The organism is Ruegeria sp. AB9 (assembly GCF_056542585.1).
On sequence record NZ_JBQGAA010000023.1, the window covers coordinates 12,987 to 34,826 of the forward strand.

At 52.6% G+C, this 21,840-nt stretch carries 18 protein-coding genes and 1 pseudogene; 6 read left to right on the plus strand and 13 right to left on the minus strand.

The features are described 5' to 3' along the window. Nucleotides 1–81 precede the first annotated feature (81 nt). From ACR0K5_RS23615 to ACR0K5_RS23630, 4 genes are all read right to left on the minus strand, one after another. Nucleotides 82–618 carry a hypothetical protein gene (locus ACR0K5_RS23615; protein WP_480631987.1) on the minus strand — a complete coding sequence of 179 codons (537 nt, stop codon included), beginning with the start codon at nt 616–618 and terminating at the stop codon, nt 82–84. A 179-nt stretch (nt 619–797) separates the two neighbouring features. Then, nucleotides 798–2,663 (minus strand): ParB/RepB/Spo0J family partition protein, encoded by a 1,866-nt coding sequence (locus ACR0K5_RS23620; protein WP_480631988.1) that lies wholly within the window; start codon nt 2,661–2,663, stop codon nt 798–800. 219 nt (nt 2,664–2,882) lie between these two features. Continuing rightward, nucleotides 2,883–3,287 carry a DUF3768 domain-containing protein gene (locus ACR0K5_RS23625; protein WP_480631989.1) on the minus strand — a complete coding sequence of 135 codons (405 nt, stop codon included), beginning with the start codon at nt 3,285–3,287 and terminating at the stop codon, nt 2,883–2,885. A 525-nt stretch (nt 3,288–3,812) separates the two neighbouring features. Next, nucleotides 3,813–4,064: a WGR domain-containing protein gene (locus ACR0K5_RS23630; protein ID WP_480631990.1), complete on the minus strand. Its 252-nt coding sequence runs from the start codon at nt 4,062–4,064 to the stop codon at nt 3,813–3,815. 198 nt (nt 4,065–4,262) lie between these two features. Between ACR0K5_RS23630 and ACR0K5_RS23635 the strand changes: the two genes are divergently transcribed. From ACR0K5_RS23635 to ACR0K5_RS23645, 3 genes are all read left to right on the plus strand, one after another. Beyond that, complete coding sequence (locus tag ACR0K5_RS23635) at nt 4,263–5,102, plus strand: hypothetical protein (RefSeq protein WP_480631991.1); 840 nt, start codon at nt 4,263–4,265, stop codon at nt 5,100–5,102. Nucleotide 5,103: 1 nt separating this feature from the next. Further along, on the plus strand, nt 5,104–7,401 hold the full coding sequence (locus tag ACR0K5_RS23640; RefSeq protein WP_480631992.1) for a UvrD-helicase domain-containing protein: 2,298 nt from the start codon (nt 5,104–5,106) through the stop codon (nt 7,399–7,401). A 231-nt stretch (nt 7,402–7,632) separates the two neighbouring features. Beyond that, entirely contained in the window at nt 7,633–8,385 is a 753-nt protein-coding gene (locus ACR0K5_RS23645) for a TIGR02391 family protein (protein WP_480631993.1), read from the plus strand. Between the two features lie 160 nt (nt 8,386–8,545). On the opposite strand, the gene ACR0K5_RS23650 is transcribed toward ACR0K5_RS23645, so the two are convergent. After that, a complete protein-coding gene (locus ACR0K5_RS23650) occupies nt 8,546–10,102 on the minus strand; it encodes a hypothetical protein (RefSeq protein WP_480631994.1) in 1,557 nt (518 codons plus the stop codon). 9 nt (nt 10,103–10,111) lie between these two features. Then, the gene (locus ACR0K5_RS23655; RefSeq protein ID WP_480631995.1) at nt 10,112–10,642 is read right to left on the minus strand and encodes a hypothetical protein; all 531 of its coding nucleotides are present in this window, start codon (nt 10,640–10,642) and stop codon (nt 10,112–10,114) included. A gap of 179 nt (nt 10,643–10,821) precedes the next feature. On the opposite strand from ACR0K5_RS23655, the gene ACR0K5_RS23660 reads away from it, so the two are divergent. Next, on the plus strand, nt 10,822–10,998 hold the full coding sequence (locus ACR0K5_RS23660) for a hypothetical protein (protein ID WP_480631996.1): 177 nt from the start codon (nt 10,822–10,824) through the stop codon (nt 10,996–10,998). Continuing rightward, nucleotides 10,995–13,448, plus strand: a complete 2,454-nt coding sequence (locus tag ACR0K5_RS23665; protein WP_480631997.1) for an ATP-binding protein — start codon at nt 10,995–10,997, stop codon at nt 13,446–13,448. The genes ACR0K5_RS23660 and ACR0K5_RS23665 overlap by 4 nt, the downstream gene beginning before the upstream one ends. Before the next feature lie 289 nt (nt 13,449–13,737). Here ACR0K5_RS23665 and ACR0K5_RS23670 read toward each other — a convergent pair whose 3' ends face one another. The 6 genes from ACR0K5_RS23670 to ACR0K5_RS23695 form a co-directional block, all read right to left on the minus strand. Beyond that, nucleotides 13,738–14,280, minus strand: coding sequence for an RES family NAD+ phosphorylase (locus ACR0K5_RS23670; RefSeq protein WP_480631998.1), 543 nt, complete (start codon nt 14,278–14,280; stop codon nt 13,738–13,740). Further along, on the minus strand, nt 14,277–14,627 hold the full coding sequence (locus tag ACR0K5_RS23675) for a hypothetical protein (protein ID WP_170638481.1): 351 nt from the start codon (nt 14,625–14,627) through the stop codon (nt 14,277–14,279). The genes ACR0K5_RS23670 and ACR0K5_RS23675 overlap by 4 nt, the downstream gene beginning before the upstream one ends. Before the next feature lie 321 nt (nt 14,628–14,948). Then, nucleotides 14,949–16,031 (minus strand): helix-turn-helix domain-containing protein, encoded by a 1,083-nt coding sequence (locus tag ACR0K5_RS23680; RefSeq protein ID WP_480631999.1) that lies wholly within the window; start codon nt 16,029–16,031, stop codon nt 14,949–14,951. Between the two features lie 194 nt (nt 16,032–16,225). Then, nucleotides 16,226–17,239: a plasmid partitioning protein RepB gene (gene repB, locus ACR0K5_RS23685; protein WP_299665463.1), complete on the minus strand. Its 1,014-nt coding sequence runs from the start codon at nt 17,237–17,239 to the stop codon at nt 16,226–16,228. After that, nucleotides 17,239–18,423, minus strand: coding sequence for a plasmid partitioning protein RepA (repA, locus tag ACR0K5_RS23690; protein ID WP_299665466.1), 1,185 nt, complete (start codon nt 18,421–18,423; stop codon nt 17,239–17,241). The genes repB and repA overlap by 1 nt, the downstream gene beginning before the upstream one ends. Before the next feature lie 428 nt (nt 18,424–18,851). Beyond that, entirely contained in the window at nt 18,852–19,856 is a 1,005-nt protein-coding gene (locus ACR0K5_RS23695) for a tyrosine-type recombinase/integrase (protein WP_480632000.1), read from the minus strand. A 266-nt stretch (nt 19,857–20,122) separates the two neighbouring features. On the opposite strand from ACR0K5_RS23695, the pseudogene ACR0K5_RS23700 reads away from it, so the two are divergent. After that, nucleotides 20,123–20,286, plus strand: a pseudogene (locus ACR0K5_RS23700) (IS5/IS1182 family transposase); the annotation flags it as partial. 20 nt (nt 20,287–20,306) lie between these two features. On the opposite strand, the gene ACR0K5_RS23705 reads toward ACR0K5_RS23700, so the two are convergent. Next, complete coding sequence (locus ACR0K5_RS23705) at nt 20,307–21,737, minus strand: FAD-binding oxidoreductase (RefSeq protein ID WP_480632001.1); 1,431 nt, start codon at nt 21,735–21,737, stop codon at nt 20,307–20,309. Nucleotides 21,738–21,840 lie beyond the last annotated feature (103 nt).

The following is a 21,840-nucleotide window of genomic DNA, read 5'->3' on the forward strand; positions in this document are numbered from 1 at the left end:
ACGTCTAGCACACAAGAAAGAGGCCCACCGAAGCGGGCCACAAGTTTAACCGAAGGAAAGTCTCGAGGTATTGAAACCAGGCTACCGCGTGCGCGCGCGATCGACAACACCGTCGGCTGTGATCGTGGCAATCCGGTCCTCGGTGCGCCGGGTGATCTCCACCCCGTCACCCGTCATATACGCCTCGGCAAACTCGGTGAACTTGAAGATGCTGCCATCGGCCTCAACATGGGTTTCATCTTCCGCCGAGCGACGTTTCACCGACCCGTCATGGCGGATTTCAATGATCGTGTTGTCGGCCATGCGGACCGTCACGGAATGCGCATCCACGGCCACACCCTGCCACCACATGTCTGCGTCGCGGCGCACAACGATACGGTTTGGATGCAGCTTGATCTGCACGTCCTGCGTTGCTTCCGGATCAGCGGCTTTGACCACAACAATCGCCTCCTGTGCGCTGGGGTCGTTGTGGATCGACGCGCTCCCGTTCTTCGGTGGCCAGAGCTTTGGCTGTTCGCGCGGCTTGCCCTCCTGATCCGTATGAAACCCGACAAACATCTGTGCGGATTTCCAAACGCGGCGAGCCGCTTTTTCCAGCTTGTTTGATGAGGTGTCCATGGGTCTATCCAAATCTGTTCTGATCAAGTGATCGCTTTAGAAAAAATGAGCCGGGTGACCGACCTCTGATAGCTATGCGCGACGAGGTATTTGCGCAATGCCACTTTGGGTTTTCATCATTGAGGCTAACACAGCCAGAGATTGACAGGCAGGGCACGATGCGCCCTGCCCCGCTGGGTTCAGAAGCAATCAGGCACCCATGCATCAATCCGGGCTTTCTGCGCCTCGGTCACACCCAGTGCCGCCTGATGCGCGTTGTCGTTGAAGAGCTTGTGCATCGCCTCGTTCTTCGCGCCCTTCTTGGATTTCACGAAGGCTTTGAACATGTCGGTATCGACATGCAGGTCCAGCAGGTGTTTGTAGAGATCATCCAGTTGCCAGCCTTTCAAGCGTTTGAAGCAGTTCTCAACCGACGGGGTCCAGATCGCGCGCATGTCTGCACCAATCTCAGCCTCGATCTCCGCCATGAACTCCGGGCGTTGGGTCAGGAACCGCCGGGCCAGAAAGGCCGTGATCTCACCGTTGCGGGTCTTCTTGCCCAAGTCGCGAAACGCTTTGAACGCCTCCACGCTGCCTTGTGTGGCCATCTCCTTGAACTGGTCATAGGCTGCCTCTGCCGCTTCGTCCCGCTCCCCTCCAAGGCGCGGGTCGAGGATGAACTGGTCGTCGATTTCCGGCGTGTTCCGCTCAGCGCCACCGTAGCCAAACCCAAACAGGTTACTGGTCAGACCGGAGGCCGGGGTTGCGGAGAATGCAAACAGGCTCAGCACATAATCCGGCTTGTCCAGCAAAGCCGTTTGAACCGCTGCCAACCGGATCGCCACCATGTTGTCGATGAACTTCTGTGAATAGGCAGGTTTTGGTTTCTCTTTGGCCTCGGGCTCTTTGACTGGGGCCAAAACACCGGCCTCGATGGCAGCCTGCACATGTTCTGCCGCAACATAGGCCGAGGATGTTTTGATGTCGCCATTGTTTCCAACATAGACAAACACACCGGACAATTTGCGCTGATCGTCGGAATAAAACGGTGCGGCATAGTCTTCGAGCGCGGCCAGCTCCTTTTCGCCAGCCTCGTCCAGAGCCTCAGCCTCATAGAGTTCGGCCAGTTCGTCATACCGCTCGGCCTGTTCTTCGGTGAAGTCCCGGCTCACCATCTCCAGACGGTGCATGCCTTGACTTCCCGAGAACCCATAGGGAATGTAGCTGTCTTCATGGGTCTCCACCCAGTCCCAGCCTTCTGCTTCGCGTAGCTTTGCTGCTTCTGCCGCCAGTTTCTCAGCAAACAGATGATCCAGTAGCGCGCCTTGATTGAACAGGGTTTCATCAGCGAAGAGATCAGCGGTGACCGTGCCGCCTGCTTCAACATAAGCCTCCTGCCCCACAAACACGGCCTTGCGGTTGGTGCTGCTGACAGCCTCAGATGTCAGGGCCTGTTTGACATCATGCTCACTGAACCACCGACACTCTTTAGCCTGTTCCAGAACCTCCAGAATTTTATCTTCTTCGGTGCTGACGGTCATGGCTTTCGCCAGACCCATGCTGATCTCACCAGCCTTGAGCGCGTCCAGAACGGCGGCGGGCAAACCTGCCAGTGCGAGGCGACGGCGCACATGCGCCTCGGTCACGCCAAACGCATTGCTGATCTTGGCAACAGACAGGGATTTCTCAGCCATCTTGCCATAGGCGCGGACCTCGTCCACCGGGTCCAGTTCCTCACGCGCGGTGTTTTCCGCATTGGCCCATTGTTCGGCCACAAACGGATTATCCGTGACCTTCACGGGGACCTGAGCCAGATCGGCCCGCTCGGTCACGGCAAGGTTCAGAGCCCGCAGGCGGCGACCACCGGCAACGATGGCGACCTTTCCATCCGTATCACGCAGACCATTGAGGTTCTGGATCAGGCCGCACATGACCAGACTGTCGGCCAAGAGGGCGATGCCTTCTTCGGCGGCCTCCTGCCGTGGGTTCAGATCGGACAGGTAGAGATTGGAGAGCGAGATGGTTTCGATGGCTTCCGGTGCGGTGAATGTTTCGACTTTGCTCATGGGGCAAATCCTTGTTTGAGTGTTTCGCTTTGTGTTAAGGGTGCCCTACCCCTCTTGGGGGTAGAGCGAGGCCGCTTAAACGGCTGCGTTTTGGATCAGGAAGCGGCGTCCGATGTCGAAGTCATCGCCCTTCCTGATTAGCGCCCACGCTTCCGCGATACGCTGCTGCAAGATTTCATTGCTCAAGGTGTTCACCTCCTTTCTGATTTGGGATTGGGATCAATATTCGCTGGGGCACATGATGGTCAGGACGCGGCGCGTCATTGCGGGATCAAACGGGCGGTCGGACCCGAACGTATAATCCGTGTCGTAGAGGTCGATTTTCCAGAACAGCTTCTGGCCGCTGACTGTCACCGTTCCAAAAGTGTGATCGCCATAAGGGTCATTGCCTTCGTCAAACTGATCATCCGACGCCACTGCAGCCAATGCCGCAGCCTGAAACTCCACCCCTTCGGCTGACACGCCGGGCGTGACAAACACCTGGCCCTGAATGCCTTTGGAGTGCATCTCAATTGCTGCCGTCGGATCGATCAGGGATTTCCGAAACAGATCATTCTGGACCGCAATCTCTGCCGCCTGAAGGCTGGTGTCGTTCTCGATGTCTGTTGTTGCTTCACTGTTCAAAACCGTCTCTCCTTTTGTGGTGCGATCTCCGGGGCTGGTCCCCTTTGGTGCTGGTTTTGAGCCGAGCCCTGAAAGGGCGTCGTCTCTAAAACCTGCCCCGTGGCGAACGCGGAGAGGGGCGAGACAGGACAAATCGACAAGAGTGGTGCGGCCCGCAGCGCAACGCGCGAGGACACGGTCTTGTCTATTTGTCTTGTCCGAGGGGGGAGGCCGCGCCTTCCCCCTGACGTCGGGGGGCGTTTGGCTTGTCCAAATCCCGCCTGACCAACAAAAAAGACCAAAGGATCTTCGAGCCTGCGGGAGCGCAAAAGGGATCATCATCCGAACGGGCAGATCACCACGGCATGGAGCGACCATGACCCAAAGCCCCTGCCCCGGCTCGCATGAGACGGGTCAGGGGCTACTGCGTCAGGGAGATCATGTCGGGGTGTTCTGGGTGGAAGCCGATACGTCGGCTGGAACCTAGAGCCCACTCACGAGCCAAAAGGCTCGGGATTTGCTATGGAAACAAATTGCAACCTGAAGTCACTCACCGACCGGGACGTAGCCTCGACGGTGCTTTTGCTTTTCGAGTTTTTGGAGCGCTTCACTGGCCTGGGCTTCGTCATCATACGTCACCCTCATAGCTTGACCGTTCGTGCCAATACGTCCCCAGGTCCGAAGGACGGACACTTCCCCAAACAACGTCGGCTGCAACTCTATGCCATAGAACCGCACCATGTTAACGTCGGGGTCCACATGGATCAGGTGGACAGGTGTCGTTGCTGTCAGTTCCATGACGCGATTGTCGGTTTGCCTACATTCTTTCGCCGCGCAACACTTCGATGGAAGGCAATGGTCGGAATGATAAATTTCGAATTTTCTCGGTTGCACGAACATTGTTAATGCACCGAGCGACCCTGCGAAAAATGTCCGTTGTAGGTGGTAGTAACCGGACGTAGGATGCGGAAAAAGCACAAGCAATTAAGATGTGAAATGAAAGTACAAAAACCGGTTTTTGGTGAAATCACCCAAGGTACATTGTTCAACTGCGCTATTGCCGACAGATACCGAGACAAGCGCGTGCATGGGTTGGCCATCACAGCAAGATGCGACATCGCAAACGACAAATACCCACTACTGAACTATTTGCCCGTCGTTACGTTGTTTGACTGGATGCATTGTGATGGATTCGAAATCTTGTTCGGGAATGCCTTGCGATCAAAACGCGGAAGTTTCGAAGGTACCTTGAAGCAGGCAGGGGTGGCCGTGAGCGTATTGGCATCCATCCCGCGCCAGGAGGTGGTTTCTAGCTTCTTTGATGATGAGGACGCGACTAGATCGCAGAAGAAGCTTGCTAACAAAGCCCACGAGCAGGCGGACCGGCTTGATCGCCTTGAGGCTTTGAGCGCGGATGATCCCGAAGACAGAAACTGGTTCCTAGATACACATGAAAAAGAGGTATCGGCGCTTGTGAAAGAGCTGATGCAGCACAAGGTACCCAGTTTTTACTTTCTTCCCAGTGTAACCGATGACAATGAGAATGACGGGCACGTCATCCTTCTAAGAGAGAGTGCGTTCTTGCCCCGAAGTATAGCCAAGGAAGTGGCAAACGGCATGGACCGTCCTGCAAAGAGTGGTTCTGAACTAGGTATCCACCTTTCATTCGAATTTGATGACTTCGCCATGCCAGTTGGGCAAGTTCCATCTCCAAACATCGAACACATTCTGCAGACATTTTCGTACATGTTCGGCCGAATTGGTCTGGAAAATTATGGGGCGGATTTCATATCGGATGTCTGTGGGCGAAAATTTGGGAAAGAGAGAACTGCGTGATATGAAGTACATTGTTTTTGAAGAAAGCGCAGTCGACGAGTTTGTATCCAACAGGTTCTTTCAAACCATCGAGTTTGACTTGGCTCGTGCACTTTATGAGTTGGTTTCTGGAGGCGTGACCTCCGCCGTTTTTCCGCCTGAGATTTCGCTGGTTAAGCTGGATGATGGTATAGCATTTGCCAGTCACGAAGCCTCGAAGGAATCGCACTTTCTGGTCATAGATTTGGAGCAGTCCCGGTTCTTAGAAGAAGTGGACGCTGGCGAAACGGTTTTCGTTCTTCAGAAAACCCTCAGGTTTGCGAAAAAACTTTGGCAGAATTTATCTTTGAACTTCTCGGAGAGGGTCATTCCAGCCAGTACAAAAGCCATTCTTTTCCCCTATCCTTATAAGCCGACACCGTACCGAGTAGTTATTGAACAGGCTCCATGGGCCGACCGCCTTAAGAAACGAGACTTTGCCGGAAAATTCTTGCTCGTCTACAAGACGGGTTACGGGAAAGGTGACGCAAATACCGAACAGGCAGGCCTTACAAATTTCAAGAAGGCTTTTGGGCAGGTCGATGAGGTCATTTCGAAAGCCCGTACATTGACGTCCGCACGGGCTGCGACTTCTACAAGCGTAGTGCAAGTATCGGAGTTGGGCACCGTACCGGGCACTAACGGAACATCAATGTTTCAGTCGTTTGATGACTGGATGAAGATGCTGACCAACAAACAAAGGGAGTTCATTGAGGCACAGGTAGATGGCGCCCATCGTATCGAAGGTGCGGCGGGAACTGGGAAGACTCTGTGCTTGATGTTAAAAGCGATAGCATCCCTCAAAAACTCAGTCTCCGAAGGCACCTCGCGTCACATCGTGTTCGTAACCCACAGCGAGGCAACGAAGCGTGCTATCAATGAATTCCTCATGGTGCTCGACCCGGACAATTTCTCGGACCGCGATCGCCTCTTGGAGAAGAATACTCTGAAGGTTTGCACATTGAGCGAACTTTGCGCAGAACAACTGGCCCAGCATATTAGCGAGTCCGAGTTCATAGACCGGGATGCCTTGGAGTCAAAGGAAACACAGCTTCTGTACGTGAATGAGGCGTATTCCGACGCCATGAAGAACGACTTTCCATCTCATGAGAGGTTTTTGTCCGCAGATCTAAGGGAGTTCCTAAAGAAAACGGACGGCTGGGCGGTTACGGAAATGCTCCAACATGAGATCAGCGTTATGATCAAAGGGCGTGCATCCGAGGACTTCGATGCTTACAAAAACGCTCCCTCTTTAAAGTATGGAATCCCAATAGTGGGTGACGCTGACAAGGGCTTTGTTTTCGCGGTATTCAGGAAGTACCAAGAGCAGCTCGGCGCGGTATCCCAATTTGATACTGACGATGTAGTTCTGACAGCCATCGGTCAGCTTGATACGCCTGTATGGCGGAGGAGACGTGCTAGAGACGGATATGATGCGGTTTTCATTGATGAAACCCATCTGTTCAATATAAACGAACTCCACATTTTTCACTACTTCACGAAAAGCGACACCCATTTCCCAATTGTCTATTCGATCGACCGCACTCAGGCAGTGGGTGACCATGGTTGGACCAATCAAGACATCTCTGAGACGCTCACCGGTGGCCCGACGAAAGAAGATCAGAGTAAACTGCAAACGGTTTTCAGGTCCTCTCCCCAGATCGTAGAATTGGCGTTTTCGATTGTGTCTTCTGGTGCCACCCTCTTTACAAACTTCGACAATCCGCTTGAAGCCGCTGCATCGAGCTTCACGGACGAAGAGGAGCGGATGTCGGCACAACCCGTGTTCCGTTCGTATCCAAATGATCAGGCGATGATTGAAGGCGCTTACGAACGCGCGGAGGCCATGCAGAGGGATATGGGATGCAAGAAAGGTAAAGTTCTGATTGTTGGCTTTGACAAAGGAGTGGTCGAGAGCCTACAGAAATACGCCGAAACAAAAAACAAACCTCACATCCTGCTAAAGAAGCGTGGTGACGTTGAGGCTGTTGGTGAAGCTGAAGCTTCCGGGAAATTTGTAGTAGCCCATGCAGATTTTGTTGGTGGGCTGGAGTTCTCGGGAGTTGTTGCCGTTGGAGTAGATAAAGGGCGTTTGCCTCCCTCGAAGGATCAGTCGAGTGAAAGCAGTAAACACTTCCTGTCCTATTCGTCGCACAATAGGCTCTATGTCGCTGTCAGTCGTGCGAAATACAGAGTGGAACTTCTGGGAGACCAATCTCGAGGGCCTAGCGACTTGATCGAACCTGCGGTGCAAGCGGGCATTCTGACGCTGAATCAATAGGTGCCGTTAAGCGGATATGTGGTTTGGTATTGCCATGGATTTGCGACAAATATCGATTCTCTAGGAACGGCAGCCAGCACATCGCATTGTGCCGGCAATAGCTGACTTCGGCGGTATCGTTCGGCGCTGCAGTACAGCTTCACCAGAGCGGCCATTCGTGCATCTTGGAGTTCGGTCACCTGTTTGATACATGCACAAAGAAAGAAACTAATTTATTGATGGGGTCTAGTTGTGCACGAGCTTCCCGCGAATTTTCCGGACCCAGAGGTTGTACTTGCGTTTGAACCTGAAGAGTTGGCGGGTAAGTTGCTTTTCTTCCTTCGCGAAAGGTGCGGCCGCGGTGATCAAACCTTTAGCATTCACAACCTGATGTTGGAGACGAAGAACTCAGCTGGATACAATGACAGAACTCCCAGTTATCCAAGAGAGTACATAAAAGAAGTTAGCCTGGCTGTCTCAGAGGCTCTTGCATGGCTTCAATCGCAAGGCTTTCTTGTGCCGGAACCCGGAAACGAGAGTTGGAAGCTTCTCAGCAGGCGCGCTAAATCCTTCAAAACGGAGACAGACTTCGATCAATATGTGACCGCGCGTCGGTTGCAACGCGATCTACTTCACCCCGAAATCGCCACAAACGTCTGGATAGCGTTTGTTCGGGGCGACTATGCTGAAGCCGTCTTTAAAGCGATGCGGGCGGTCGAGATTGCGGTTCGTAGTGCCGCAGGTTTTCCCGAAGGAGATCATGGTGTCCCGATGATACGCCGCGCCTTCAATCTCAAGGATGGGCCACTGCGTGACCATACGCAACAGGACGCCGAGGCTGAAGCATTGATGCACCTTTTTGCGGGGGCCATCGGATCCTACAAGAACCCGCACTCTCACCGAAATGTATCTATGGATGATGCTCAAGAAGCGATTGAGATTGTTTTGCTCGCTAGCCATCTCTTGCGCATTGTTGATGCTCGCCGGACGTTGGACGGCAAATAGATCACGGGACATCCGAGAAAATCGGCCCCTAGCTGCAGTTCAATTTGTTTTGGCCACGCCAAGCTGCAACCCTTCGAACCAGAGAATCGCTGTAAGCACGCGCCCTACTAGTGAAAGTATTCTGATCACGGAAAAGTAGGCACCCGAGGTGCTTACAAGTTTAGCGACCGCGGCGATCGCCTCGTTCTTCGCCAAGTTCATCCCACCACGGGAGTAGTTTTCCAAGTTCATCGGCAAACGGGTAGTCTCGATTTGGATGCGCTGTACCCGCAACCAAATCGTCGTGCACGCCGTCCAATCGCCAGCCCCAATACTTTTTGGTGTTGGTTGATTTCAAGGCCTGTAAAAAGGTAGCTTCCGTTGAAGTCGATAATGTGCGCTCAAGTTCCGGAACAGCGACGAAGACGATGGGTTTTCTGTCTGCCTCAGAGATCTCGGGGTCCTTTTCAAGCGCCATTTTTTCTGCGTCTGCTAGAACCTGTTTTCTCAGGGTGTCAGCCAGCACAAGCCAGTTGTCCAATGTCAGCACCACTCCAATGGCATCGTCATCGGCAGTTCTCCCTGCGTATCCCCGGCGGCAGTGTGAGAAGAACCGCCACAGTTGGAAAATAGCCTTCGTTATGTCTTGATAGCCTCTCGCCTCAATCGGGTTCATCCCAAACATCGCTTGCTGCGACATTCGCGTTGCTTTGCACTCGAATGCGACTGAAATCTTCCCGTTCTGCCCACAAAGAACGTCTGGGGTGTCAAAGTTGTTCGGTTTCTTTCGGTAGCTGAATTCTCTTTCCCATTCTAAATCGGGCAACGTTTCAGCAAGGTAGCGCGCACAGTAATCTTCGAAACGTCTACCGTAGTCGTCTCGAATGGGACCACCGCCGCCCACCACATCGTAAAAGACGCCAGATGTAACCCGTTCAAGGATGAGTTCCGGTAAAGGCGCGCGAATTCGTTCGCACTCTTGGCCAAAGCGTAAGCAGGGGGTTTGCCGAAGAATGCTCGGTTTGTCTGCGGTGTGGATCGTCTTGCGTCGCCTGTCGCATGCCAAAGCCCCTGCCTTTGGAAACGGCATTGCAATGAGCGCCAAGACCTTTTCGACTTCCTTCCAACTGACACCCAGTTTAGCCCAAGTATTGTCGTTCCGCACAACCGGGAAGTTGGTCAGAGACACAAAGAGCATGAACCCAATTTGTGAAAAGCGGTTCAGCGAGATTCCATGCGTATCCTCGAATTGAACCGCGCAAGGGCCTTGACCGTAAACATAGGCATTTCGGTAGAATTGGGGGATATTCACAAAGCCGCGCTGCCAATCGAACTGCCGCGCCGCGATGCGCCCCATCTCGATAAAGATATCTTGCCGCTTCTTCTGAATTCGGTACTCAATATTTTCCAGCTTCCGAAGCCAATTCACGCAGTCCATGGCTGCACCAAAGTGGTTCCAGCGTAGGAACCTTGTTGGTCCGTTTCTATTCGGCTTGGCCTTTGGAACTGTCATCAACTCGTTTGCCAGCGTCTCGATTTCCCACTTATGAATCGAGTATTTGCTTGGCCTCTTCGCGCTGATTGCGCCGTCAGGAATGGTTTCTGGCAATATGAACTTGCGCGCCGGGTCGGGGTTTTTGGTTTGTAAAATATGAGTGGCCCACAAGAGTTGCATGAACTCTTCGTCGCGCGCGCGCGACAGCAGCTTGTTTAGCTTCTTCCTGTAGTGCTCACGCATTGGCTTATGCTAGCGAACCTGTTTCACTGCATCCCGGACAGACTTAGCGAACCATTGGTCCAAACCGACATCCAGTGCGAGCCGGTAAAACTCTTCGTCTTGATCCTGCAATCCGTACTTACGAACGATATCCCGAGTTCCCTTGCTAATGTCGGTGATATCGCCCGACGATACCCATTCCGGTTTGCCAACCACCTTTTCAAACTCAGCAATTGCCGCCGCTGGCAACTGAGCACCGAAGAGAAAGAACCGCAGGTAAGGTAAGAAGTTGGGGTGGGTGTAAATTTCGTCGCCTTGGTTTCCGTTGCGCTCAAACCGGCCCCTGTAGGAGGTCTTGAGCCGCCCAAGGTGATACTCAGGGTCTGACCAGTATTTCAGGCGGATTTCGGGGATAGCGTTCCGCTCTGCCAAAGACCTTAGTAGCTCCAAGATCAACAGCGCTTGTCGTTTGTATTGCTCATGATCAAGCGCAGTTTGATCCAGCTCGATGCCATTGAGGATCTCTGTCTCATCTTCCGTGAGCTCAACTTGATAGCCCATTATCGCACCCCAGATGTTCGTTTTTCGTTCTGGCGAACTTATGGCGATATCGAAAGCTTTTCAATCAAAAGGAGGACGGTCTGTACCCGTCTCGGGCCATTGGTAGGGTTGACGATTGCCGCTTCCTGAAATGCGCCGCTCAACCTATAGTTAATTGGATTTAACAGAAACGGTGAAATATGGCGTCGCTTCAAGATGCAGTTGTAAAAAAGTTCCTCCAGACTCTGGACGAAAATGAGACATTCGATCAATCCAAGACCGCAAAGCTTGAAGCTCTCCTAAAGGCAGACGGGAAGATCAAACCGGACGATCTTGCCGCAATCTTCGCCCTCCCGGACGGTGGAGAGATTCTGTGATCAAGATTGCTTCGGCGCATATCGAAGAGTTTCGCGGCATTCGGAAGCTCGACATCCACTTTGCCGAAAAGTCCTTCGCGGTATCCGGCCCGAATGGCTCGGGCAAGAGCGGGGTCATCGATGCAATTGAATTTGCACTCACAGGTCAGGTTGGTCGTCTGACCGGAACGGGAACCAAAGGGTTGTCGCTTGGAGATCATGGTCCGCACGTTGACCGCATCAAATTCCCAGATGCGGCATTTGTAGAGCTTGAAGTATCATTTCCGACGCTGGGCAAGAGTGCCAAGCTGACCCGTAAGATATCTGCGCCCAAAAAGCCAAAGATTGAGCCGAGCGATCCGGACATCGTGGCGATATTGGATGAGGTTGCTCAGCATCCCGAAATAACTTTGGCGAGACGGGAAATTTTGAAGTTCATCCTGGTCGAACCAACAAAACGCTCTGCGCAAATTCAAGAGATTTTGAAGATCGATGAACTGGGCCAGACTCGTTCGGCATTGAACACTGCTTCCGGCAAACTCAATCGGGCTGCGATCGCTGCTGAAAAGGATACGCTGAACAAGAAAAACACACTGATGCAGCACTTGGAGATTGCCTCATTGTCTGCAGCCGAGATGCTGGGAGCCGTAAATGCAAAGCGCGAGCTGCTTGGCCTCGCGATCCATCATGCCATTACGGCCGAGACCGTCATCGACCAAGGTTTGGCAGAGCCTAACGAAGAAATATCACTCAACAAGCCTGCCGCACTGATTGAACTAGACAAGCTTTCTGGGTTGATAGCGGGGTTTGGCCAGGCAAATTCGCCAGACGCGCAGGCGCTTGTTGTTAAGATCGAGCAAATTGAAAATGACGCACAGCTTCTTGTTTCGTTGCAGCAACGTGAGTTGGTGGAACGCGGATTGAAGTTGGTCGATGGCCCCTCATGTCCGATGTGCGACCATGAATGGCCAGATGAAGCACACCTACTTTCGCATCTGCATGCAAAGCAGCAGAAATCGAAGGCTGCCGGGGAACTTAAGCAGAAACTTTTGGATCACGCGTCGGCGCTCTCAACGGAGGTTGGAGTCCTAAAGGCGCTATTGATCGAAGCGCATCGTATTGCGAAACTTGAAAACGCGACCGAGATGTTAGCGAGCGTGATGGCTTGGGGCAAAGACCTCGCCTCACTACAGGAACGGCTAAAGTCATTTACGGAGATCTTGGAGCTCAAAGATCGGCTTACTTCCGGATGGCCGGACATTCCAGAAGACTTCGAAGCAAAGCTTGCAGCTTTTGTTGACGCGATACGTGCGAAGCCCGACCAGTCAGCGACCTTGGCCGCGCAGAGCTTTCTAATCAACGCGGAACAAAGGTTTAAGGACTACAAAGCAGCCCGGCAGGCTGAGAAGAAGGCGCAAAAGGCCCGTGACGCCGGGAAAGTCGCCTACAACGCATGGTGCGCCGCAATGGAGTCTGAACTCGACGAGCTATATGAGGCTGTGGAGGATGACTTCAGCAACTTCTACCGCATCTTGAATGATGGCGACGAGCAGAAATTCGTTGCCCGATTTAAGGCCACAGAAGGGCGACTCGATTTCGACGTGAACTTTTATGAGCGGGGCCTCTTCCCGCCAGGGGCTTTCCATAGCGAAGGACATCAGGACGGAATGGGGGTCTGTCTCTACCTTGCTTTGATGAAGCGACTACTCGGCGATAGCTTTACGGTCGCGCTGCTTGATGACGTAGTCATGTCAGTCGATGCAGACCATCGATACCAGTTCTGCAAACTGTTGATGACGGAATTTCCAGACACGCAATTCATAATAGCAACGCACGACAAAGTTTGGGCAGAGCAGATGCGCTCAGCGAAGTTGGTGTCGCGAAAGACGTCAATGGTATTTGACAGTTGGTCAGTTGAGACTGGTCCTTTGGTGGAGTCGAATCCGGAGATTTGGACGGAAATTGATACAGCCTTGGCGAAAGGCAAGGTCGAAGTTGCTGCACCGATATTGCGGCGTCACATGGAGTTTGTCTCTCGATTGCTCGCGGATCAACTTGCAGCACAAACTGTCTTTCGAGCTGACAACAGCTACGATCTTGGAGGGCTATTACCAAGTGCTATGTCCAGGCTGTCAGACCTTTTAGGAAAGGCCATCGACTCGGCGCAATCATGGGGTAACGAAGACCAAAAATCCAAGGCACTTGCGCGCAAACAGCGGCTAAAGCAGGCGAACACCCATAAGGGCGAAGAAGACTGGACGATCAACAAAGCAGTACATTTCAATGAGTGGGCCAACTTTAGTCCAAATGACTTCAAACCCATTGTTCAAGCGTTCAAGGATCTTTTGGCATGCGCGCAATGCGATGACTGCGGATCATGGCTGTACATCACACCCAAAGGTACTTCTCCCGACGGACTTCGGTGTTCGTGCAATATTGTGAATCTCAATCTGAAGAAAAAGCAAAAGTAACTACCCTGAGCGCCTTTCGTTGTAAGCGTCGTAGAGCAAACTAACGTCTGCTTTGGATGCCTGCAGCTAAAAATTTTACGATGACAGCGAATGGCCGCTCTCCGCCCATTCTGTTGAAAAACAGCGTGTTACGGACGCAGAAAGTGATCTGATGAATGCAGCGCGCGTACCTTTCAGATCTTCCAGTGCGATCTGCGCCAGTTTTTCAGCGCCAAGCTCTTTATAGTTTGTTGATAGAAATGGCGGGTATTCGGGCAATAGTGAAACTCTTGAAATCAGGGGCTCAGATTTATTGCCAGGATACATCACTGTTCGGTAGATCGTCCCGGTGTAGGACCATCACCACATTTGGTCTACTGGACGGCAAATGGTCAACCGCGTCCCAATCCCAAAGAACCAGATTGATGTCATCCGGAGTGGCCCCCGATGCGAAACTATTCACCAGGACACCGGCATAGCCTTCGCCTTTCAGACTTTCCGCAACATCATGAGTTGAAGGGATCAGTCCCTTGTGCATCTCGGATTCCCAGTTGTCATTGGCGATGTCTTCCCAAGTGATGCCCAATGCCAGTCTGGTATCTCGGCTGGTCAGATCAACGATATGATGGCAATCAACCGCCAAAAAATAAAAGGTATAGGGTTCTTGATTCAGGCTGAAACGCACCTCACGCGCGGCTGATTCATGAGAAAGCGACGTATAGAGTGCGGGCTCCCCGATCGGGTTGAACCGCCCACCCCGTCGCGCAGCCCCCTCCCCCGATGTTGGCAGATACGACCAACGCGGCTTTGCGGCGCGGATGACAGTACGCTGCACCCTGATGGCATGCTTCAAGCGTAACCGCCTTCTAGACGCCGCAGAATATGGGACTTCAACGCTGCGTTTTCTCCATCCTTTACGATTTCCTCGGGCGTGCGTCCGCCAAAACCCACAATGGGTTCAGACCGATACCAGGCATAAGCCATGAGCGAGCTTCCAACAGCCGGTGCAACGGCATTCAGAATCTCGACAAGATGACGCAAGGATGTCTGGACTGATACTGAAGCCACACGCTGCCGCCGAGACAAGGATTCCGGGGCAATGCCCAAAGTCTCACCGATCTCGCGCTTGGTGGTTTTCAGATGCCGGGCCAGACGATCCGGTGAGATCATCCGGTTTTCTACAAGATCACGTAATTCCATATCGATCACTCCTGTTGCCACAATATATGGACCAAATTCTTGACAATCAAGGCGGTTCGGTCCATTGCGCCATGTTACGTGTAGGAAACTCAAGCTATCTACCGGCTAAATCCTCCATAGAGGCGGCGATTAATATACAACTCCCCTGCCCTCCTATTCCCAATCATTCCTCGGAGATAAGCCAATGCCGAGGCTTCCGGTGTCGCCTTCGAGCAACTGGCCAAATTCCGGCGCACCGCGTCATAACTGCCATCGTAAATGCGGTTGCGCAGTTCTTCGCAAATCCGAAGCAGATGATGGAAAAGTGTCCTGTACAGCACTCTAAGTATTCTTGAGATTTTCCAACGCACCCTGCCTAGTTATCTGAGGTGTTAACAGTGCCGTTGGCTCCATGTCTCCTCGATCAATCTTGCCCATGATCGATGTCAGGTAGGATCTATGGCTTTGAATCCTCTCAACACGCTGCAAGATATAACCTAAGGCCATGAAGCGTATCGCTGGGCCATGTGATAATTTCATTGCATACCAAGCCTCTCCAAGCAGCATGTGGTCGGCCAACTGGTCCATTAGTTGATCACAATGCGCTTGGTCTCGGGCAAACCTCAATTCTGAACACAGCCGAGGGAATGCGTGTTCCATTTGATCCTGGGTCACCTTAATCTGAGAATGATCTTCTTTTTTACAATTATGATTCAGTGAATGTTCTTTGTGCCCCTCAATTTCACCGTCGCCATCCCTCAAATTGATGGCCTCGCAGGGTTGTGATGGGTGGTTGTCCACAGAAGTGCTCTCATTGATCTCGTCCAGCAGCTCCACAAGAACGTCATATTGCGGCCGACGGCGCAGGATCAGTCGCGCCCGAACGAGTAGATCCTGAACACCATCTGAGATGGCATCCTGAAGCCGGGTCAGCGCCAGTGTGCACTCATCCCGCAGTGTCCGAAGGGCCTCTTGTGTGCGTCGATACTCACTGGCAAGGGCTGTGAATTCTGCATGACGGGTTGCCAGTGGTAGTAGTGACAAGCCGCTGACCAGTGCCACCTTCCCTGCTTCATCTCGTCTGCACCATCTTTTGCCGTTTGCAGCGGCAACGCGTTGAATGATGCCCAACTTGATCAGCTTCGAGATGTGACGCTCCACTGTCTGAATGCTCACGTGGGCGCGCCCAGCTATTGCAGCGTTGCTAGCATAGACGATGTGATGGTCATCGGCTAATTCGCTGACACGATCAGCTGACATAAATGATAGCATAGTTCGCATAATTGAGATGCTCGTCGCCTTCAGCCCAAGTGGTTCACGGGCTTCTTCGATAGCACGGAGCTGCATCCATTTGGGCGCACTACTCCCCTGCCCGGTTAATGACCTGACTGCTCCTATTGGAGCGCAATTTGTTACTGTCCTCATGGTTTTTTGTCAGCAGACACAGAAATATCGCCCACCCAAGGGTGTTTTTTCTTGTGTGGCGATTCGAGAGGAGCTAAATTCAAGTTGCTAGACAAGATTTGGTCCTCGGGAGCATCACCGCTTTCGGGGGCTATTTCTTTCTACCTTTCTCCTTTGCTCGCTTGCCTTTGATTTAGTTCACAGCTGTGAACTTCTTACTTCCGGCCGCTCACTGCCTCAAAGCGGTCTCGGAATTCCTTCATTAAAGTTTCAATGTGCTCATCCAGCCAATCAGAGAAGCCAGGGGCCGCACTGTCATTAATGCTGATGTTTAGCCCGGAGGCCCCGTGTTTAACAGTTGCTAGGCCTTCTCCGACGATTCTGGGGTTCGGTCTAGGTGTTTCGGATTTCCTTTTTATCTCATCAAGCAGTGCCAAGAGTCGTTCATCTGAAGAAGAGCTGGGAGGCAGCTTTTCCAGTTCCCGGAGTGCGTTGCGAGGTGTGATCACCTTTTGATCCAAAGCGTCTACCAAGATCATCCACTTGGTGCGACCGAAGCCTGGTGCAGCTCCAATGGCATCACCCAGTTCGCGCGGTATTGACTTCGTGATGCGCTCCAAGTTGGACAATCCGGACTTTGTCAGAGACATTATTGTTATGACCTCTGACCTGTTCTTACCTGAAGCAATGATGTCTGTAGCAAAGCGTGCGCGCTCATAGAATGTGAGGTCCTTCCTGGACGCATTTTCGAGAGCTTTGGCGATCAGAGCCTTGTCATCATCGAGGTCGACAACGTTAGCTTTGATCTTAATGTTTTCATCTGGGTAGTTTTCTTTCAGATAGCGGCAGGCAGCCAGTCGACGGCGACCATAAATGATTTGATAACGCCCGGTTCGACCAGGCTCATGGCGCACCTGAATTGGCACCTGCTGACCATTCTCTCGAATACTGTCCGCCAGTTGTTCAAGTGAATGGTTGGGGACGTCCGTGTCTTCGTCAGCTCCGGAGTTCACAGCTGTGAACTTCTCGAGCCGATCCTCCACGCCCCAATCATCAACAAGATCGGGGTCGATCTCATCAATAGCGTTATAGGTGTCTTCAATGAATTGGAGACCCGGAGTGATTGGTCGGGCAGGGGAAGGGGCCGTGTCCTTGACTTCCATAGTTGCTTGCTCTGCGATCTCCATCATGCTGGAGTGACGCTTTCTTGCTCTGCGCTCTTTTGCCATCAGATGCGCCCCCACGCTTCAAGAACCATGTTTTCTACTTCTTTACCGACGGCATCCATTGATGCCTTGGCTCGGTCGTAAGTTGCCCGTGTCAGGTCAGACCTATTCAGCTCATAGATTGATTGCTGAAGCATGGCTGCATCACTGATGGCGGTGCTTTTTAGGCTGGTCGCGGTCATTACTCGCTCTTGGAAGAGGGCTCGCATGAACGCGACAATTGTCTGAGATGGTGTATCGACCGGCTCGTCCCGTGTAACCAAGAGGCGGTAGTTATCATAAACAAGTTTTGCTCCGCTTCTTTCAATTACCTCCATGTACGACGAAGTCATTTTGAGAAACTGCGCGGTGGATGCGACATCGAGCATCGAAGGAGTTAGTGGTACAATCACCGACGTTGCGGCCGCCATACCACCCATTGTGATAAAGCCAAGGCTGGGGGGGCTATCGATCAGAACCACATCGTAATCGGCCTCCACCGACATGATGGCGTCATGAAGGCGCGCAAAGAAGGGGTGCTGCTTGCTGTTTAGCTTTGCCGACTCTGCCTCAAACTCAGACAGCATCAGCCCGCCTGGCGCGATCGAAAGGCCAGGAAAGTACGTTTCTCGGATGACATCCTTCATCGAAATCGGATCATGGTAAGTGATCGCGTCGTAGACGGTATCAATACTCTCATCCAGCTCGGTTTGAAGGCCGCACATTGCCGAAAGCGAAGCTTGAGGATCAAGGTCAACACAAAGCACCCTGAAGCCTTGTAGTGCGAGGTAATGTGCAAGGTGAATACATGTCGTGGATTTGCTGGAGCCGCCCTTGAAATTCATAACCTGAATTCGTTGTAGTGGCTCACCCTCGCGCCGACTGGGGAGATATCGTCCTGGAGTTTTACTGCGGGCGTCCAGAAGCTGCCGCAATTCCCAAACTTCCTGACCTGTATAATACCTGCGACCGTGCTTGATTTCACTAGCCTCGGGAATGGCGCCCTCAACAGTCGCTTTGCGAAGATACTGATGGCTGATGCCAATCAGGTCACAAACTTCTTGAGCTGGGAAAAGCCGCAGCTGCTTTATCGAGTCTGGAGCATAGGCCGCAAGTAGGTGTTCTTTGATTGCGAGATTCAATCGACTACTGATCTCACTGCTGATATCAACTGGGGAGGTTGATGCGATAGGTGTGGTTGGGATCATGGTTACATCTGTATGCTCGAATTGGCGATTTACGCTCTACCATCACTGAGACCTGATGAAGTGATTCAAGTCAACCTTTTTTTACATGTAGGGTAGTGGACTATGAGCTCTACTACATGTTGGGAAAAAAGTTCACAGCTGTGAACTTTATGCACTGAGACAAAGCGCACGCTTTTTGTATGAGTGCTTCGTATTCCGTGCTCTTGGGAGCCTGTCGGGAATTGTTCCAGCGGAGTACAGAGTGACACCTATATTTCTGGACAAGTTTGTAACTCCGTCAGCTAATCGTTTTGTCTGGGGATCTATTGCGGTCGACTGCGACATGTTTCTGCATTGGCTACCCTGACGAATGCGACAGCGAACAAGACATCGGCATTGCAGTCAGAAAATCCTGCAGGCTGGCATTCCATTGAACACTCAGTAAGTGCTCACCCTAACAGATCTGCCGCCGGGTTTTCTGCAATATCCACGTCATCGTAATATTTCTGCGCCTGTGCCATTGAGCGGTGCAGGGACAGGCGCATAGCGGCCTGGATCGGGGCGCCATCGAGCGCCGCCTGGGTCAGGAAACCCGAGCGCAGCCCGTGGGGCGAGGCGAAGCCTTCGGGCAGTCCGGCAAGCTTCAATCGGTGTTTGACAATCTGTGCAATCGCATCCGGGCTGAGGCGGCGTTTCAGCACCCGATCCGCTTTGGAGATCGGCCGGAACAGAGGGCCGTCACTGATCTCACCCACCTCGATCCAGTGCACCAAAGCCTGCGCGGCACGGGTCTTCAGCACCAGCCGCGGGGTCTCGCCCTTCTGGGTGGTCTTGGTCTCCAGCAGCGAGAGCCAGACCAGACCTTCTTTTTCGAACGCTTTCAGGCTGACATCCTCGCGCATCAATGCGGTCAGCTCCGATCGGCGCCGTCCGCCCGACGCCCAGCCCAGCATCAGGATGGCCCGGTCGCGGCAATCCCGGCGCGATCCGCGGCAGGTGGCCAGCAGCTGCTCGAGAATGTCGCGGGTGATCGGGTGCTGCGATTTCGGGGCAGGGGGGCGGGCGGCGGCGCGGCGCGCCTTGGCCCGGGCCTGTTTCACCTGCGGCGCGTCGAACGGGCTGGCGAGGTTCTTCATCCGGTGAAAGGCCAGCCAGGAGGCGATGCGCCGGTCCAGCGTCGACGGAGCCGGGCAGGCCAGCGACTTGCGTAGCCCTTGTGTGATCAGAGCCTCCGCGGTCCGGCGGGCGCGATCATCTGGTGCCGCGTCATTGAGATCTCGGGCGTGATCGAGAATGAAAGCCAGCGCGATGTCTTGGCGCTCCGGCCATTCAAGCGGTTTCTTGAAGGCCACATTGGCCCAGGCGGTGATGTAGAGCAGATCACGCTCATAAGCCCGCAGCGTATTGGCGGGGGTGCCGCGGATATAAAGATCTGTCAGCGCCTCCTGATCCACAGCGGAGAGGGCCGGGGAAGTGGCTGGGAGGTATGGCGCAAGGGGCTTCATGAGGCACATTCTGCGTCTATTTCCGTACGAAATCAATAAACCTGATAAGCGGTACTTATCAGATGTGATAGGCACTTTGAACTTCATCAAAAGTAAAGAGCAAAAAAGCCAAATTTTGCACGTAATGGGTTTAGCACTTCACTATTTGGCGAAAAACTCAAAAGTTTTGTCGCAAACTCTGCTCCCAACTGTCATTCCGATTGCGGGTCTGATAGCGCGCGCTCAGATATGACAAGCGCCGATACACACGGTGCAACAGGATCGAGATCGTGTTCGGAAGGCTTAAGGATTGGCGGCGGATGGCAATCCACTACGACAGGAGCCCCAAGGCCTTCTGTTCGCAATCGAGCTCGCCGCAACCGTTTTGTTCTGGCTATGAAACAGGAACAAGCCCTGACTCTAACAAATTGCTACAGATCCAACGCGGACCACTTTGTTTGGGTTCATGATGTTCTTCGGGTCCAAGGCTTCTTTTAGAGTTGCCATGATTGCGCGTTTTACCGGATCGCCATAGACATCGTTGAGTTGGATTTTTTCCTGCCCTAGTCCGTATTCTGCGCTGAATGACCCGTCCATCTTAGCAACCAGATCATAGATCCGAGGGGAAACTTCGCTTTGTAGCATTTCAAGAAACGTTGCGTTGTCTGAACCTTCCGGTGCGAGAAGATTAAAGTGAACATTGCCATCGCCGACATGTCCATAGATGGAAAGTCGGGCACCCTGTCCATACTGTCTGACAAGCGCGCACCCAAGGTCAATAAATCGACCAACATCTGAGACCCTTACGGATACATCATGCTTAACCGAACTGCCATTCAATACTTCGCCTTCTGGAATATGTTCTCTTAGATTCCAGAAATCCTTTCGCTGTTGTTCGCTCGAAGCGATGGCGCCATCAAGGATCAAGCCCTGTTCCATTCCTGCTTCAAAAAAAGCCTCAATGGCTGGGTCAAGTGATAAAACATTCGAAGAAGTGGTCGCCTCGATCAGGACATAGTGTTTTGCGGCATCGCTGGTTGGCCGGCGCAATTCCGGTACTTTGTTTAAAAGTAGTTGAAGCGACTCATTCGAAATGTACTCAAAAGATGTAATCGCTTCGCCAGTCGCATTTTGGGCCATCGCGAGAAGTGGCATAAGATCTCCGATCTCACGGATAGCCAGAAAAGCTGTGACTTGTGCCAATGGCGCACGTAGCAAACGCAAAGACGCCGCCGTGATAATCCCAAGTGAGCCCTCTGCACCAATCAGGAGTTGATGTAAGGCATATCCCCTATTGTCCTTGCGCAGTGGTGACAGGTTGCTGAGAATTTGCCCATTGGGGAGGACAGCCTCCAATCCCAAGACCAAATCTCTTGTTACACCATACTTCACCGCAGACACGCCTCCGGCATTCGTCGAGATGTTTCCTCCGATCTGACAGGATTCTTGTGATCCCAGAGAAAGGGGAAAGAACAAGTTTTCGGCAGCCGCCGCAGACTGAACATCGGAAAGCAAGCACCCTGCTTCGACTGTCATAGAAAGGTTGTTGGTATCGACCTCACGGACTGTGCTCATTCGTTGCAAGCTGATAAGCAGTTGATCTCCTTGAGTGCTCGGAGTTGCTTCTCCACAGTAGCTTGTATTTCCACCAACTGGGACAAGACCGACTCCCTGCTGTTCGCAGAGCTCTACAATTTGTGCGACGTCGTTTACGGTTCTTGGCCGTAGCAAAGCCTGGCTGCTGCCATTGTATTTTTTTCTGAAATCTTTTGTGAAACCAGCAATGATGTCCTGATCGCGCAGAACAATATCTGTTTCCAATTTGGCCAGTACTTTTTCGTAGCTACGCATGGTGTTCCTCACTAGGGTCAGGATGCATTGATTTTCGTTGTGCCACGTGATTCACGTTTTGAAAAACGGAGCGGTGACATGAGCGACCTTTATTGGCTGACCG